This is a genomic window from Candidatus Enterococcus testudinis (assembly GCF_002140915.1).
Classification (GTDB): domain Bacteria; phylum Bacillota; class Bacilli; order Lactobacillales; family Enterococcaceae; genus Enterococcus_D; species Enterococcus_D testudinis.
Map to the genome: position 1 here is coordinate 1,995,101 of NZ_NGKU01000001.1, position 15,344 is coordinate 2,010,444.

The 15,344-nt window shown below is 42.9% G+C and carries 16 protein-coding genes and 1 pseudogene; 7 read left to right on the top strand and 10 right to left on the bottom strand.

Translation table 11 applies throughout. The annotated features are described in order from the left end of the window. Positions 1-13 precede the first annotated feature (13 nt). Genes A5886_RS09585 through dnaX form a run of 7 tightly spaced genes read right to left on the bottom strand, consistent with a single transcriptional unit; the run spans position 14 to position 5,483 of the window. The gene (locus tag A5886_RS09585; protein WP_086274883.1) at positions 14-811 is read right to left on the bottom strand and encodes a PSP1 domain-containing protein; all 798 of its coding nucleotides are present in this window, start codon (positions 809-811) and stop codon (positions 14-16) included. Position 812: 1 nt separating this feature from the next. After that, positions 813-1,772 carry a DNA polymerase III subunit delta' gene (gene holB / locus A5886_RS09590; RefSeq protein WP_086274885.1) on the bottom strand — a complete coding sequence of 320 codons (960 nt, stop codon included), beginning with the start codon at positions 1,770-1,772 and terminating at the stop codon, positions 813-815. Between the two features lie 13 nt (positions 1,773-1,785). Then, entirely contained in the window at positions 1,786-2,115 is a 330-nt protein-coding gene (darA, locus tag A5886_RS09595; RefSeq protein WP_054116674.1) for a cyclic di-AMP receptor DarA, read from the bottom strand. 32 nt (positions 2,116-2,147) lie between these two features. Then, the gene (tmk, locus tag A5886_RS09600) at positions 2,148-2,795 is read right to left on the bottom strand and encodes a dTMP kinase (protein WP_086274887.1); all 648 of its coding nucleotides are present in this window, start codon (positions 2,793-2,795) and stop codon (positions 2,148-2,150) included. A gap of 20 nt (positions 2,796-2,815) precedes the next feature. After that, a complete protein-coding gene (gene recR / locus A5886_RS09605; RefSeq protein ID WP_086274889.1) occupies positions 2,816-3,412 on the bottom strand; it encodes a recombination mediator RecR in 597 nt (198 codons plus the stop codon). A gap of 15 nt (positions 3,413-3,427) precedes the next feature. After that, complete coding sequence (locus A5886_RS09610) at positions 3,428-3,742, bottom strand: YbaB/EbfC family nucleoid-associated protein (protein ID WP_086274891.1); 315 nt, start codon at positions 3,740-3,742, stop codon at positions 3,428-3,430. Between the two features lie 16 nt (positions 3,743-3,758). After that, positions 3,759-5,483 (bottom strand): DNA polymerase III subunit gamma/tau, encoded by a 1,725-nt coding sequence (dnaX, locus tag A5886_RS09615; RefSeq protein WP_086274893.1) that lies wholly within the window; start codon positions 5,481-5,483, stop codon positions 3,759-3,761. Between the two features lie 262 nt (positions 5,484-5,745). Here dnaX and A5886_RS09620 point away from each other — a divergent pair, with 262 nt between their 5' ends. The 5 genes from A5886_RS09620 to A5886_RS09640 all read left to right on the top strand — a co-directional run bounded on the left by A5886_RS09620 (position 5,746) and on the right by A5886_RS09640 (position 11,052). After that, positions 5,746-6,987: an SPFH domain-containing protein gene (locus A5886_RS09620; protein WP_086274895.1), complete on the top strand. Its 1,242-nt coding sequence runs from the start codon at positions 5,746-5,748 to the stop codon at positions 6,985-6,987. A 17-nt stretch (positions 6,988-7,004) separates the two neighbouring features. Continuing rightward, complete coding sequence (locus A5886_RS09625) at positions 7,005-8,129, top strand: TFIIB-type zinc ribbon-containing protein (RefSeq protein WP_086274897.1); 1,125 nt, start codon at positions 7,005-7,007, stop codon at positions 8,127-8,129. Then, positions 8,126-8,935, top strand: coding sequence for a TPM domain-containing protein (locus tag A5886_RS09630; protein WP_086274899.1), 810 nt, complete (start codon positions 8,126-8,128; stop codon positions 8,933-8,935). The genes A5886_RS09625 and A5886_RS09630 overlap by 4 nt, the downstream gene beginning before the upstream one ends. 98 nt (positions 8,936-9,033) lie before the next feature. Next, positions 9,034-10,596 (top strand): ATP-binding cassette domain-containing protein, encoded by a 1,563-nt coding sequence (locus A5886_RS09635; protein ID WP_086274901.1) that lies wholly within the window; start codon positions 9,034-9,036, stop codon positions 10,594-10,596. A gap of 9 nt (positions 10,597-10,605) precedes the next feature. Further along, positions 10,606-11,052: a helix-turn-helix domain-containing protein gene (locus A5886_RS09640; protein WP_086274902.1), complete on the top strand. Its 447-nt coding sequence runs from the start codon at positions 10,606-10,608 to the stop codon at positions 11,050-11,052. Between the two features lie 87 nt (positions 11,053-11,139). Here the strand turns inward: A5886_RS09640 and A5886_RS09645 are convergent, their stop codons facing one another. After that, positions 11,140-12,108: a pyridoxal-phosphate dependent enzyme gene (locus A5886_RS09645; protein ID WP_086274903.1), complete on the bottom strand. Its 969-nt coding sequence runs from the start codon at positions 12,106-12,108 to the stop codon at positions 11,140-11,142. 205 nt (positions 12,109-12,313) lie between these two features. On the opposite strand from A5886_RS09645, the gene A5886_RS09650 reads away from it, so the two are divergent. Beyond that, entirely contained in the window at positions 12,314-13,336 is a 1,023-nt protein-coding gene (locus A5886_RS09650; RefSeq protein ID WP_086274904.1) for a branched-chain amino acid aminotransferase, read from the top strand. Positions 13,337-13,457: 121 nt separating this feature from the next. Continuing rightward, entirely contained in the window at positions 13,458-13,631 is a 174-nt protein-coding gene (locus A5886_RS15855; RefSeq protein ID WP_179190018.1) for a hypothetical protein, read from the top strand. Between the two features lie 37 nt (positions 13,632-13,668). Here the strand turns inward: A5886_RS15855 and A5886_RS09655 are convergent, their stop codons facing one another. Both A5886_RS09655 and A5886_RS09660 read right to left on the bottom strand, forming a co-directional pair. Continuing rightward, positions 13,669-14,400: an ABC transporter permease gene (locus tag A5886_RS09655; protein WP_086274905.1), complete on the bottom strand. Its 732-nt coding sequence runs from the start codon at positions 14,398-14,400 to the stop codon at positions 13,669-13,671. After that, a pseudogene (locus tag A5886_RS09660) lies at positions 14,397-15,245 on the bottom strand (ABC transporter ATP-binding protein). Before A5886_RS09660 ends, A5886_RS09655 begins: the two are co-directional and overlap by 4 nt. Positions 15,246-15,344 lie beyond the last annotated feature (99 nt).

Here is a 15,344-nt window from a genome sequence, read left to right on the forward strand (position 1 = left end):
AATAGTCACCTGCTTATTTTGTCACTAATTCTTCATAGCCATATTCAATAGCAGTCTGTCGGTCATGCAAACGCACTTTGACAACACGGCTCAATAAATCTAACCCAATGACACGCCCTTTGCCATCAGGGGTCTCAACTTCTCTCCCACGATCAGGCATGTCTTTTTTGGCTTGTTCATATTCTTCATTTTCATATTTCAAACAACACATCAGCCGTCCGCAAAGACCGGAAATTTTGGTTGGGTTTAGTGAGAGTCCTTGGTCTTTTGCCATTTTGATCGAAACAGGAATAAAGTCACCCAAAAACGTTGCACAGCACAGTTTACGACCGCAAGGACCGATGCCTCCTAGAAGCTTTGCTTCATCTCGCACACCGATCTGTCTTAACTCGATCCGGGTATGGAAGGCATTGGCTAAATCCTTGACCAACTCCCGAAAGTCGATGCGACCTTCAGCAGTAAAAGAAAAAATCAATTTGTTTCGTTCAAGCGTATAGGCCGCATGGATCAATTTCATCTGCAAGCGATGCCCGCGAACTTTTTCTTTGCCGATTTGCAGTGCACGTATGGCATCTTCCGCATTTTTTGCTTCTTGAGCCAAGTCCTGACTGCTGGCCCGGCGAAGAACTGGCTTTACATCACGAGGCAGATCATGGGGATCTATTTGCTGAACAGCCGAGACCACCGTCCCGATACATCGTATATCTTGTGATTCTACAATTACTTTTTCATTTAAAGTATACGTTTGTTGAGGCGTATAATAATAGATTTGGCCAACCTCTTGGAAACGTATTCCAATCACATCAATCATCTTAGGCCCTCTTTTCTGGCTGTCGTGGATCTCCATAGATGATTTTCACACAAAATTGCTCTGCAACACCTTGAAAAGCAACATTGGCCTGCAATTTCTTTTGGGCTTGCAACGCGGCCTCGATGGCACGATTGATTTCTTTCCCCCATGAGCCTTGTGCAAGCAGTCGATCTCTTTCTTCTTGCAGGTAAAATAACAAGAGTGAAAACACTTCTATTTGCTGGCTTTTTTCTTTTGCTTGACTCAGCAACCTTTTTTGGACAAATATAAAAGCTTGCGGGTCTTTTTTCAAAAGGTAATCTACCCAGCGTACAACAGCATCCTTAGTTTCATTAAACCATTCATTTTGGGAGATTTCAACTGCTTTATGATAACTATTTGTCAGATGTGTAAGAAGTCGGCTGGTTTCTTTTGAAAGCCCTTCAGCTTGTAATCTTTTTTGCAATCTTTCTTTAGATAGTGGTGAAAAATGAATGACCTGACAGCGAGATTGGATCGTTGGCAAAATTCTGCCGAGACTTTCCGTCTCTAAGATCGCCAAAAAGTTACCCACAGGCTCTTCTAGAAATTTCAATAAACTGTTGGCTGCACTGGCATTCATTTTTTCAGCTTGCGATAGAATGAAAATCTTACGTGTGCTTTCATAGCCACTCTTAGTAAATTCTTCTTGCAACTGTCTGATTTGATCGACTTTGATGGTTTGACCATCAGGTTCAATCTGGAACACATCGGGATGTTCACCTTGGCTGATCCGCTGACAATTATTACAGGCATCACAAGGATCGCCATCATGCACATTGGTACAAAACAGGCTTTTTGCGATCCAAATACTTGTTTCATGTTTGCCTGTTCCCTTGTCCCCTTCAAAAAGATAAGCATGAGCGATGCGCCCATGCTTGATACTTTTCTTTAGTTGGGCATATACTTGCGGTTGATTTTCTTGCAAAAATTGTGCCTCCATGAAAAGCTCCTTCTTAATATTGGTGGAATCCATCAACTGGTAAAACAAACACAGTTGCGCCGCCAACTTCAACTTCTACAGGATACGGTACTTGTCCATCTAAGGAAATGTCTAATGACATCGGTGTTGATACATATTGTTTCCGAGATTGACAGGTTTTTTTGATCAATTCTAACGCGTCTTGCACACGGTCATCTTCCAAACCAATAATAAATGTACTATTTCCCGCTTTCAAAAAACCACCAGTAGAGGATAATTTTGTCGCTCGGATATTTGCATCGATAAACTCATTTGCCAAACGATTGCTGTCCTTGTCTTGTACAATTGCCATAATTAATTTCATGGGATCATCTCCTTGGTATTATCAATCATTTATTACAAAGATTTAAAAAAAGCAGGATACGCTTCAACGATTGCCGAATAACTTGATTCAACAACATCTTGTAACCCCATTCTAGCATCAATCTTATGAATTCGTACAGGATTTTCTTCTGCTAACTTCAAATAAGCATGACGGACCCGTTGATGAAATTCCAATCCTTCTGAATCCAAACGGTCATATTGATGGGCACGGTTTTTTTGGATCCGGTTCAATCCTGTATCAGAATCGACGTCCAAATACAATGTGAAATCCGGAGTCGTCCCCTCCGTCGCAAACTCATTGATATTGGCAATTTCCGGCATACCAATCCGACGACCTGCACCTTGATAGGCCAATGAACTATCGACAAAACGATCGCATATCACGATTTTGCCATCATTCAATGCTGGCAGTACGACTTCGATCAAGTGTTGACGTCTGGCAGCTGCATAAAGCAGCGCTTCTGTACGTTCATCCATCTCTTCATTTTTTGGATCTAAAATGATCTTCCGGATTTTTTCAGCGATTTTGACGCCTCCAGGCTCTCTCGTCTTTACGATTTTTCTTGTTGCTTCTAACTGTAAACGGGGATATAACTCTTCTAACACGCTGGTTTTTCCAGCGCCATCTGGTCCTTCAATGGTAATGAATAATCCATTCACCTTGTTTGCCTCCAATGTATTTATAATTCGCGACGTCCTTCAACGGCTTTGAGCAATGTCACTTCGTCTGCATATTCAATATCGCTGCCCACCGACAGACCATGAGCCAAACGCGTCACTTTGATGCCCGCCGGTTTGATCAGACGGGAAAGGTACATCGCCGTCGCTTCGCCTTCTGTTGTGGCATTGGTCGCAATGATCACTTCTTTGACTTGATCGTCATGCAAGCGTTTGATCAATGAAGAAATATTGATATCTTCAGGACCCGTGCCTTCCATTGGCGATAACACACCATGCAACACATGATACAGACCATGATATTCTCGGACTTTTTCAAGAGCCATCACATCTTTTGGTTCTTCAACCACCAAAATGGTGGCCTTATCTCTTGTTGGATCACCACAGATTTCACAGGGATCTTCTTCTGTGATATTGCCGCAGATACTGCAAAAATGCAGATCGCGTTTGACACTAATCAGAGATTTGGCAAACTCATTGACCACTTCGTCTTTCATGTCAATCGTATAAAAAGCCAGACGAGTGGCAGTTTTTTGACCGATTCCTGGCAGTTTCATATAACTGTCAATCAATCGTGCAATCGGATCTGGATATTGCACGCTACATTTCTCCTTTTATAGACCCGGAATTCCTTTGGTGTATTTACCCATGGTTTGGTCCGTTTCTTTCTCGATTTTTGCTAGTCCATCATTGATTGCCAGAACCACCATGTCTTGCAGCATGTCTACATCCTCTGCATCTACGATTGCTTCATCGATCGCTAAATCTTTCAAATGTTTGTTCCCAGTAAAGGTTGCTTTCACATAGCCATTGGTTGATTCACCTAAAAATTCTTTCTGGTTCAACGCTTCTTGTTCTTTGACCATTTCTTTTTGCATTTTTTGCATTTGTTTCATCATGCCTTGCATATTGCCCATGCCTCGCATCATATCTCTTCACTCCCGTTTAATTTTCTTCAATACTTGTTAATGCGCCGAATAACGCTTGCGCTTGCGTGACGACTTCATCTTCTGCTGGATCTGCTATTTCTTCTGCCACATCGCCCGCTTCAACTTCCAACTCGGTTTCTGCAGCGACTTGCCCCCCAGCCAAAAATTCTCTGCGCAATGTTGGCCAGCTTTCCTTGGTGATGAACACTGCTTGTGGCGCGTAATCTTTGACCATCTTTGAGATCTGATTGTGGATCATCAGCTGAAAGTCTTGATCATTGCTGGCACGCTGACAAAGGATCTCATAATCAAAGGCGATCACGACCCCCGTCTGACTGGCCGCTTTGGCTTCACTGGCATGCAGCATCGCCCGTTGCGTAACAGACAACGACATCAATAAATCATCCCAAATATTGCGGATATTTGCCAGATCTTTCTTGGTCGCGCCTTTTAGCACTTGGAATACTTTTTCTTTTGGCAAACGGAAAGAACTCGTTGTCTTCGTTTTTTTAGTCACAGTCGCTGGTTCTGCTGCTCCTGCTGGTCGGTTTTCTTGCAAGCGTTGGATCTCAGCTTGTAATTTTTGAACAGCGATCTGCAATTGCTGCACTTCTTGACTTGTATCTGTTGCGGCGCCACCTGATGAAAGGGCTGCTTGTTCTGGATCATTGGCCAATTTTACCATGGCGACTTCCAGATAAATCGTTGGATTGTTGGTGAACCGTACCTCGTTTTGGGTATCATTCAGGACAGCTATCCAATGATAGATTTTTGGGGCAGCGGTCTGTTGTGCCAATGCTCTGAAACCGTCTGTCAACTGGGTCGATTTGTCGGCAACCAGTTGTGGTGCTTGCTGATACATCAAAAGATCTCGACAATAAACCAACAAATTTTCCAATAAACGACGGGCTTCTTTTCCAGATGCCAGCAATTCCCGCAACATACTTAGCGCTTGCGCGACTTCTTTGTCTAGACACGCTTGCATCAATCGGTCCATCATGTCAAAGGACAAACTACCTGTGACTTCCAAAGCATCTTGCATCGTCACGGTACCATCACTAAAGGCGATCGCTTGGTCGGTGATACTCAATGCATCCCGCATCCCGCCTTCTGCGGCCCGGGCGATCACTTGCAGCGCTTCTTCTTCGTAGCTGATTTCACTAGAATCAAGAACTGTCTTCAAGTGAGACACGATGTCCTGTGTATTGATGCGTTTAAAATCAAAGCGTTGCGTCCGCGAAATGATCGTGGCTGGAATTTTATGTGGTTCAGTCGTAGCAAGAATAAAGACGACATTTTTTCTTGGTTCTTCCAATGTTTTCAACAATGCATTAAAGGCGCCAGTCGAGAGCATGTGGACTTCATCAATGATATAGATTTTATATTCAGCTTGTGTGGGTGCATAATTGGCACGATCACGGATAAATCGAATTTCCTCGACACCATTATTGCTCGCTGCATCGATCTCGATCACATCTTCTTGGGTACCGGCAGTAATAGACCGACACATCTCACATTCGTTACACGGCTCCCCGTTGACTTGATGTGGACAGTTGATCGCTTTGGCAAAAATTTTCGCCGCACTGGTTTTACCCGTTCCACGCGGGCCGGTAAATAAATAAGCATGGGAAATCTGCTTTTGATCGATGGCATTTTTTAACGTTTGGGTAATAGCTTTTTGTCCTACGACATCATCGAATCGTTGAGAACGCCAAACGCGGTACAGTGCTTGATAAGCCATAGTTTTCCTCACTCATTTCAAAATTCGCTACATTCTATTATACGTAATATTTGCTGAAAAAACTAGCTTTTCACAGACGCAATTGCAAAAGATAACTAAATTTAATCTAATGGCGTCGCTGTCTGACCATCCCACTGAATTTCTCTCGCTTCCATTGCCATATCTCCACCTTTGGTCTGATGACGTGAATCTCGCCCCCTATGGTATAATGAATATACATTCATCTATTTACGGATGATGACAATTCAAAGGAGGACTGAACATGGGTATTATCAAAGCGGCAACAAGCACGATCGGCGGCGGTTTAGCAGATCAGTGGCTAGAGGTTTTCGAACCGGACAATATGGGCGACACGACGGTTATGACTAAAGGTGTCAAAGTGCGACGCAATGACAAACGCGGTTCCAATAAAAAAGGCACAGAAGATGTGATCACTGACGGTTCCGTGATCCACGTCTATCCAAATATGATGATGTTGCTAGTTGACGGTGGCAAAATCATCGATTATACAGCTGAAGAAGGCTACTATACGGTCAAGAACAACTTGGCGCCTTCTATGTTCAATGGCTCGCTGAAAGATGCAATTTCCGAAACATTCGATCGGTTCAAATTTGGTGGCGTGACACCGCAAAAGCAACAAGTTTTTTATATCAATCTGCAAGAGATCAAAGGAATTCGCTTTGGCACATCTTCACCATTGAATTACTTCGATAATTTTTACAATGCTGAACTATTTTTGCGAGCACACGGGAATTACTCTTTGCGCATCACAGACCCAATCTTGTTTTATACCAATGCGATTCCTAAGAATAAGACGCAAGTCGATATCAATGATATCAACGAGCAATACTTGGCAGAATTTTTAACAGCGCTACAAACAGCCATCAATAAGATGTCGGCTGATGGCGAACGTATTTCTTATGTGCCATCGAAGAGCATGGAACTAAGCAAATACATGGGTACGGTATTGGATGACAGCTGGCGTGAACTTCGCGGTATGGAAATTGTTTCCGTTGCCGTTGCCAGCATCTCTTATACCGATGATTCTGTGAAACTGATCAATATGCGCAATCAAGGTGCCATGCTTGGTGACCCTTCTGTTCGTGAAGGATACGTTCAAGGCTCTATCGCTCGAGGAATGGAATCAGCCGGCAGCAATGCAGCAGGCGCAACCACCGGATTTGTCGGTATGGGGATGGGAATGAACGCCAATGGTGGCTATCTGAACCAAGCTGCGCAAAACAACCAGCAGCAGATTCAACAAAATCAAGAACAACAAAAACAACAAGCCCAAAGCAATGGTGATAATTGGGATTGTCCACAATGCGGTACCAACAATACAGGCAAATTCTGCAGCAATTGCGGGACTGAAAAACCCACCAGTGGTGCCCCTAGTTTGAAAATGAAATGTGCGGACTGCGGTGAAATCATTGATTTAGCCAATGGCATCCCTAAATTCTGTCCCAACTGCGGCAAACCATTTAAAGGCGTTCCCATCGACTGAACAAAGGAGGAACTCTAATGGATGTTATCACACATAAGTGCCCCAATTGCGGGGGCGCTTTAACATTTGATCCAAGTGATCAGAAATTCCACTGTCCTTTTTGTTTAAGCGTCTTCAGCGAAGATGAGGTCACCGCTTTCGAGGAAAAACAAAAAGAAGCCCAAATGGCCGATGAGACTTCTGTGGACACGCAAACGATCACAGAGGCTACCGAGCCGCAATTACAAGAAGAAATCCAACAACAGGCTGATGCAGCCGCTGGACAAATGGATCTCTTTCTTTGTCCTAGTTGCGGGGCAGAAATCGTGACCGATGCTACCACTGCTGCTACCTATTGTTATTTTTGCCACAATCCAGTGGTCTTGTCCGGTCGCTTATCTGGTCAATTTTTACCGAATAAAGTCTTGCCTTTTGCGGTTGAAAAAGAAGAAGCCACGGAAAAATTTCTGGCGTGGGCCAAAAAGAAATGGTTTGTGCCTCGCGATTTCTTTGACCAATCGCAAGTCGAAAAGTTAACGGGTGTCTATTTCCCTTATTGGGCAGTTGATGCCGAGATGGACGGTCAACTTTCAGGTACCGGTACATCCTTGCGCATTTGGCGCGTGGGTGACATCGAATATACTGAGCATAAACAATTCGCTGTCACAAGACAAGGCAAGATCCGCATCAAAGAACTGATCAAAAACGCCTTGTCCAAAAATGTGCAGCAAAAAATGGTGACCGGGGTCCAACCTTTCCCGCTTGAAAAAGCAGTTGATTTTCGCAGTCAATATTTGGCTGGCTTTCAAGCCGAAAAACGCGACATCGAATATGAAGCGTTATCTGCTGAGGTCAAACAAGAACTTTCTGGCTATGCCGAAAATTTACTGAGCGACACGGTCAATGGGTATACGAGTTTTAATAGGACGCAGCGATCAGTCGATATCACACAACAGAACAACAATTATGTGTTGCTGCCTGTTTGGTTGGTGACCTATCGTGCGGATGATCCGAATAAGAGTGCCTTTTATTATGCAATGAACGGCCAAACCGGCAAAGTCAGCGGTGTCTTGCCAATCAGTTATCAACGGCTAGGCCTGCTTAGCGGTGGTATCTTTGCCGCGATTGCAATCATCGGTATGATCGTGGGGTACTTCATATGAAAAAATTATCTCTGATTTTCCTGATCGCTCTTGGTTTCTTCTTTACAGCTGCACCAGCTTTGGCCGCTGAGGACACCGTTTCTGATGGTGCCAATTTGTTTACTGCAGAAGAAATCCAACAACTGAGTCAAGAAGCGGACGCTTTGAACGAACAGATCAAAGGTGAAGTCTTTATCGAAACAACCACTAGCTCGACTGACGATATTGAATATTATACTGATCGCTATTTGGCAGATCGTATCGGCAATGACAACAATGGCTCTGCGTTGGTCATCAACATGGGGATTCGAGAATTCCATGTATCGACGTCAGGAAACATGATTGATTACCTCACAGATGCCCGATTGGATGATATGCTGGATGATATGTATGATGCGGCCAGTGCCGGCAATTATTATCAAGCAGCATTGATTTATTTGCAGCAATCCGCAAGTTTCGTTGAGGCTGGTGTCCCTGGCGGTCATTACCGTGTGGATCGAGATACTGGCAAGATCACGTATTACAAAGTCTTGACCCCTCTCGAAATCGGCATTAGTTTGTTACTGGCTGCTATTGCCGCTATTGCTTTCTTTGTGATCGTGAAGTCCCGTTATCAATTGAAAATGGGTGGCTACAAATATCCTTATCGTGAAAAGTCAGCTATTAAACTAACACAAAAAGAAGATCGCTTGGTCAACTCATTCGTCACCACACGCAGAATCCCACGTCCACCAAAAAACTCCGGTGGCGGCGGTTTTGGTGGTGGCGGCAGCACGACCCATTCTTCTGGCGGCGGTTCCTTTGGGGGCGGCGGCAGAAGTTTCTAAAGCAAAAAAAGAATTCCTTAGTTTGGGAATTCTTTTTTTGTTGACATTTTCATATTTTTTATCTAAAATTAGGAAAAACTAGGAAAAGAGGTTCCACAATGTTTGCAATTATTAGGAAAAACAAAGTCTTTATTTCATTGAGTATGCTGCTCGTCATGTTGACCGCCCTCAGTACCTTTATTTTCCCTTTACTGTTACAAGAAACATCAAAGTACCCTTTTGCACAGCTGGTGGTCCTCTTGATTGTGACCTTAGCTGCTACCTATAGCGCTCAGTTTTTTTTGATTGTGCTGAAAGAGCGGTATGCAGCCAAACTCAATAATGATCATTTGTTTGAATTATTGATCCAGATGAAACAAATGTCCTATCCAGAATTGTCACAGAAACAACCTACCTACTTATTGAATCGAATATTCGGTGTCGTGGATGCTTATTATTTGTTCATCTGTGGTAGTTTCAGTGACAGCCTCCGTTGTTTCATTCTAATCACAGTATCTATTTTGATGTGTCTCAACATTCATTGGTTATTGGGACTCCCGCTTCTGTTCTTGATTCCAATCAATCTAATGGGTTATTATGCGATCAACAAAAAGTTAGCCAAGAAAATGGCCAACATGCAAGAAACTGCCGCCGATACCAATAAAGAGCTGCTGACTACGATCAACCATGTTGAAACGATGAAACAATGGAGCAACCAGACCTACAAGCAATTATTCGAACATCAACTATATGCTATGTACCAAACATTGGCAAATACCAATATTTTTGCACAAGCCGCCAGTTTGGTTATCACCATGCTCAATCAAGTCGCACAGATCGGTGTGTATGTATTCGTGGTGCAAGGTATCTTACAAGAATCAATACCCGCAACTGCTATTATTTTAGTAGGCGTACTGCTACCGATTTATTTTTCAGCATTGAGCGGGATGACCAAGATCAATCTCGATACCACAACCTTGAAAACCAATCAACAGTTTGTCAAAGAGGAACTCGCAGTCCCCATATCTCAAATGATTCCCCATCAAAATCAAGTCATCTTTCAATTGACCTTGAATCACCCTGAAATCATGTTGAACAATCAGATATTTCATTTTACGATCGATACAACAATCAAAAAAGGTGAACATATCTACCTGTCAGGTGCGTCAGGTACGGGGAAATCGACTTTACTCAAAGCGATCAGCGGTTTTTATCCTGCCAAAGGTATCGCACTGAATGGTGTTGCAGACAAAGAACAAACAATTCAGTATAATAATCTGACAAATGAGCAGTTATTGTATATCCCACAAGAACCGACTATTTTGTCTCGATCCATCGAAGAAAATATCACTTGGGGCAGAAAATTGACAACAGAGGAGAAAAACTGTTTAGCACAAAGCCATATTTTAGACCCACTTTTTATCCATAGAAGTTGGACTAGTCGTTTGAAAGAAAACGGAGCAGATTTGTCTGGCGGAGAAAAGCAGCGGATTGCCATTGCCCGAGCATTGATTAGTCCAGCAGACATTTTACTGCTGGATGAAGCAACGAGTAGTCTAGATGATGCTTCTGTCGAACTGATTATGACTGCGCTAAAAATCCATGCAAAAGAACGGATCATCATCTATACTAGTCATAGGACCGATGATGCTGTCTTTGCACATCGAACAATCTCAATGTAGGAGGCAATTATGAAGGAATACTACACAGTGGAGGAACTTGCGAAAGAATTGGGGGTAACGACCCGAACGATTCGAAATTATCAAAAAGCCCAGACGATTGAAGGTGTAAAAGTAGCTGGTCAATGGCGTTTTTCCCGTGAAGCGGTAAAGATGTTACTCGGTGAAACCTTTACTGATCCTTTATTGACTTTCAACCAGCAACGAGAAGAAAAAAAACAAGGTGAAAGCTTGCTTGCCATTGATGTACCGATTATTTCTGAAGATATACGCACGAAACAAACGCAACAAATCATCAATCAATACAACTTGCTTTATTCTGGAGAAAACCGCCAATTTTATTATGAAAAAATCAATGATGACCTTGCCCGCTACACGCTCGTTGGACATTTGACCTATGTACTGACTTTCGGTCATTGGATTGAAGCCTTGATTCACGATAACCTAATTCAGCAGTGAAAGAAAGCAAAGCCCAAGAATGATCACCAGCTTTACAGGCTTGATCATTCTCGGGCTTATAATTTGCATTTGCTTGGTAGAAACACATCAAATAATCTCTTTAAACACCGAAAAATCGATATTCCCGCCGGATACGATGGCCACGGTTTTTTTGTCTTTCAGCAGGTGATCGATCTGCCCGCTTAAAATCGCCGCCGTACTTAGTGCACCGGCACCTTCAGCGATCACTTTTTCTTTTAGTGCTAAATAGTTGATCGCTTTTTCAATATCCTTTTCTTCTACCAACACAGTTTCATCAATTCTGGTTTTCAAGATTTCATAGGTCATCTCACCGGCCAAAGCAACGTCACAGCCGTCTGCTAGCGTCCGGTTGCGACGATTGGCAACCAGTTTTTGCTGCCAAATCGATGCAATCATTCCATAAACCCCATAAGACTGAACGCCAATGATCTTGACTTCCGGCCGCAACGCTTTGATTGCTAAAGCAATACCCGCAATCAGCCCACCGCCGCCAATTGGCACGATCACATTATCTACCAATGGCAAATCAGCGAAAATTTCTAAAGCAATCGTCCCCTGCCCCTCCATAACAGCCGCATCATCAAAAGGTGAGACGAAAATTTCTCCACTATCCTTCATGGCATCCAACGTGATTTGCTTGGTTTCATCAAAAGTGTCACCCGCCAAAATAACTTGTGCACCGTAACTTTGTGTTGCCTCGACTTTGGTTTTGGCAGCAGTGATCGGCATGAATATCCGCACCTTGATGCCCAATAACGCCCCCGCCAGCGCTACGCCTTGGGCATGATTGCCAGCAGAACAAGCTATGACACCATGACTGCGTTCCGTTTCTGACAGCGAAGACAATTTGTTATAAGCCCCCCGTGCTTTGAAGGAACCCGTCCGTTGCAGATTTTCCAATTTCAGAAAAATTTCACCTTGCTTCTCTTTCCCCAGAATATTTGACGGCGCCAGTGGTGTGTGGATCATGATCGGCTTGAGTCGTTGGTAAGCCCTCTCAATCCCTAGATGATCAGTCATCACTTCAGTTGTCACATGCGATCCTCCTTTTCATTGTTTTTTTACTCCTCTATTGAAGCACATAAATTTGAGAAATACAATTGATTCAGAAACCTGATTGAACAAAGGCAACCTCCCTTTCTAGGGGGAACTTTAGAAAATACAGGTTAATTTTCAGAAAATAATGACTTTTCAAATCGTTAGTGCTATACTTATAAAAATTAAAAAAGGGTGTGAACAGATGACAACGATCGATTGGTCAAATTTGGGATTTTCTTATATCAAAACGCCATGGCGTTTTCTAGCAACATGGAAAGATGGTGCGTGGAGTCAAGGTGAATTAACAGAGGACAATTACTTGCATATTCACGAAGGATCCACCGCTCTTCACTATGGACAACAATGTTTTGAAGGCTTAAAAGCGTATCGCCGAAAAGACGGCGGTGTCAATTTATTTCGCGCCGATGAAAATAGTAAGCGAATGAATCGTAGTGCCTATCGCTTGCGGATGCCGCAAGTACCAGAGGAATTGTTCTTATCCGCGGTCAATCAAGTCGTAAAGGCCAACCAGGAATTTGTTCCACCATACGGTAGTGGCGCAACACTTTATTTACGGCCATTATTGATCGGTGTGGGTGAAAACATTGGTGTCAGTCCAGCGCCGGAATATATATTTACTGTGTTTTGTATGCCTGTTGGGCCGTATTTCAAAGGCGGATTGGCCCCAACGAACTTTATCGTATCAGATTATGACCGTGCAGCACCAAACGGGACCGGTGCTGCTAAAGCTGGCGGAAACTACGCGGCAAGTTTATTACCTGGTTATGAAGCCCATGAACGCTCATTTTCAGATTGTATTTATTTAGATCCAGAGACCCATACAAAAATTGAAGAAGTCGGCTCGGCGAACTTCTTTGGTATTACAGCGGACAATCAATTTGTCACGCCTAAATCACCTTCGATCTTGCCAAGCATTACCAAATATTCCCTGCTCTACTTAGCAGAACACGCCTTAGGATTGACACCTGTCGAAGGCGATGTGTATTTGAATGCATTGGATCAATTCGTTGAAGCGGGTGCATGTGGCACTGCTGCTGTTATTTCACCGATTGGCGGGATCCAAAACGGCGATGACTTCCATGTCTTTTATAGCGAAACCGAAGTAGGACCGCAGACCAAAGCATTGTATGATCAATTAACTGGGATTCAATTTGGCGATATCGAGGCACCAGAAGGCTGGGTTTCTGACGTCTCCCTTAACTAGTTGTCCCTTTCACTCAGTCATTTTCGCAAGAAAATGACTTTTTTGTGTCTGGATATTTTTGAGAAAACATTTGCACCCGCTGCATCGGCTTGCTAAAATGGGGAAAAAGGAGGTTACCTCAGTGGGAAAACGTCTTGGTTATTCTTTATTGGCTACATTGTTGTATTTGTTTATTTCCAATATGGGCAATTTGATTTTTGGCATCAGTCGGAACTTTAGTTGGATCACCACACTCTGGGAATCATTATTCTTTTTTATCTTTGTTTTTTTATTTCAACAATTCCGAAAAAAATAACGCATAGCCAGCATAGTGACATGCTGACTGTGCGTGATTAGTCTGTTTCAAAGCCGTTTTTTCGATAGACCATTATAAATGCCACGATTGCAAGAACCAAGCTTCCGATTAAGACAAGATAGTCTTGCATTGCCAATGGAAGGCCACCCTCCCCAAAACCAGCAATCATGTTTGAGACAACACCGGTAAAGAGGAATTCACTGATCCGTTCCAAAGTTTGATTCATATCCGAAAATGTTGGGACCAAAAAAAAGATGAAAACAAATAATAGTGAATTATTTGATGCTGCCATTTGATTTTTTGAGACCAAGCCCACCAACATGCCAAGAATGATCGCAGTCAAAGAAGACAAGAAAATGACTAGGATAAATACAGGAAAATCTATGGCCTCTGGATTCATTCCACTAATCCCTATCACCATTACGATCATCAGAATCGTTAGCACAAGAAATGGTATAATCATACTAACCAGATATTCTAAGCTGCTGACAGATGACGTCATCCATGTGCGTAATGTCTGTTTTTCTTTATCCTTTGCCAGAAATGTGGCTGACATGAACATTCCCACCATGATCATTGCATACGACACCCCGAAATTCAATAAAAACACCTGAATCCCACTCATATTTTCTACGTCATCAAAAAGTAGACGGTACATCAAAACAAATCCGGGTACCATTGCGGCTGACACCAAAAATGTTTTATTCTTCAAAATTTCCCTAAACTTAAAATTCAGCAAAGCGGTTGTTTTATGTCTAGTGATCATCATACCAATTCCCTCCCCGTCACGGTCATAAAGACACTTTCTAACGTCGGTTCACAGGAATGCAATGCTTCGATCTGTTCTGTAACGATCCATTGGCTCAACTGATTTAAGTGATCTGGCGTATCTTTCAGCACATGGCGTTCTTGATTTTTTAACAAGATCCGAAACTCTTTTTGCTTATTGTAGCGCAAACAGATTTCTTCTGGGGTCCCACATTCAACGATATACCCTTCGTTCAGTCACGCGACTTGATCACACAATTTCGTTGCTTCTTCCATATTATGGGTCGTCAGAAATATCCCCATGCCTTGTTCTTTTAAAGATAGCAGCAATTTGTGGACCTCAGCAGCCGTTGTCGGGTCAAGTCCAGAAGTTGGTTCATCCAAAAACAAAAGTTTCGGTTGGTGCATGACCGCTCTTGCCAAAACCAGTCGCTGTCTTTGTCCCTTTGATAATTTGCTGGCCAGTTGTTTCTTTTGCTCAATCAGCCTAACTTTCGTCAATAATGGATCAATGACCGAGGCTGACACATTCAATACTTTCGCAAAGACAAGCAGATTGTCATAAACACTGAATTCCTCATACACCCCACTCGTATCCGTGACAATGCCGATTTGTTCATAGATGTTTTCCGTGATTTTTCTTGTATCAGTTCCTAAAATCTTGGCTTCGCCATTTGTTTGCTGTAACTGACCCGTCACGATCTTGATCGTGGTTGTTTTTCCTGAACCAGAAGGACCAAGAAAGCCCAAAATCTCTCCGGCATTGATTTGAATATTGATATCTTTTAAGGCCTCTTTTTGTTTAAAGGTCTTTGAGATATTTTTTAACACCAACAACTCTTCCATATAGTTCACTCCTTTCATCATACCTTTAAGCTTAGCAAATCCTTGCAGTTTAGAAAGGGATTCGTCATAAATAGCCCCAATCTCGTCGTGAATGGTCAG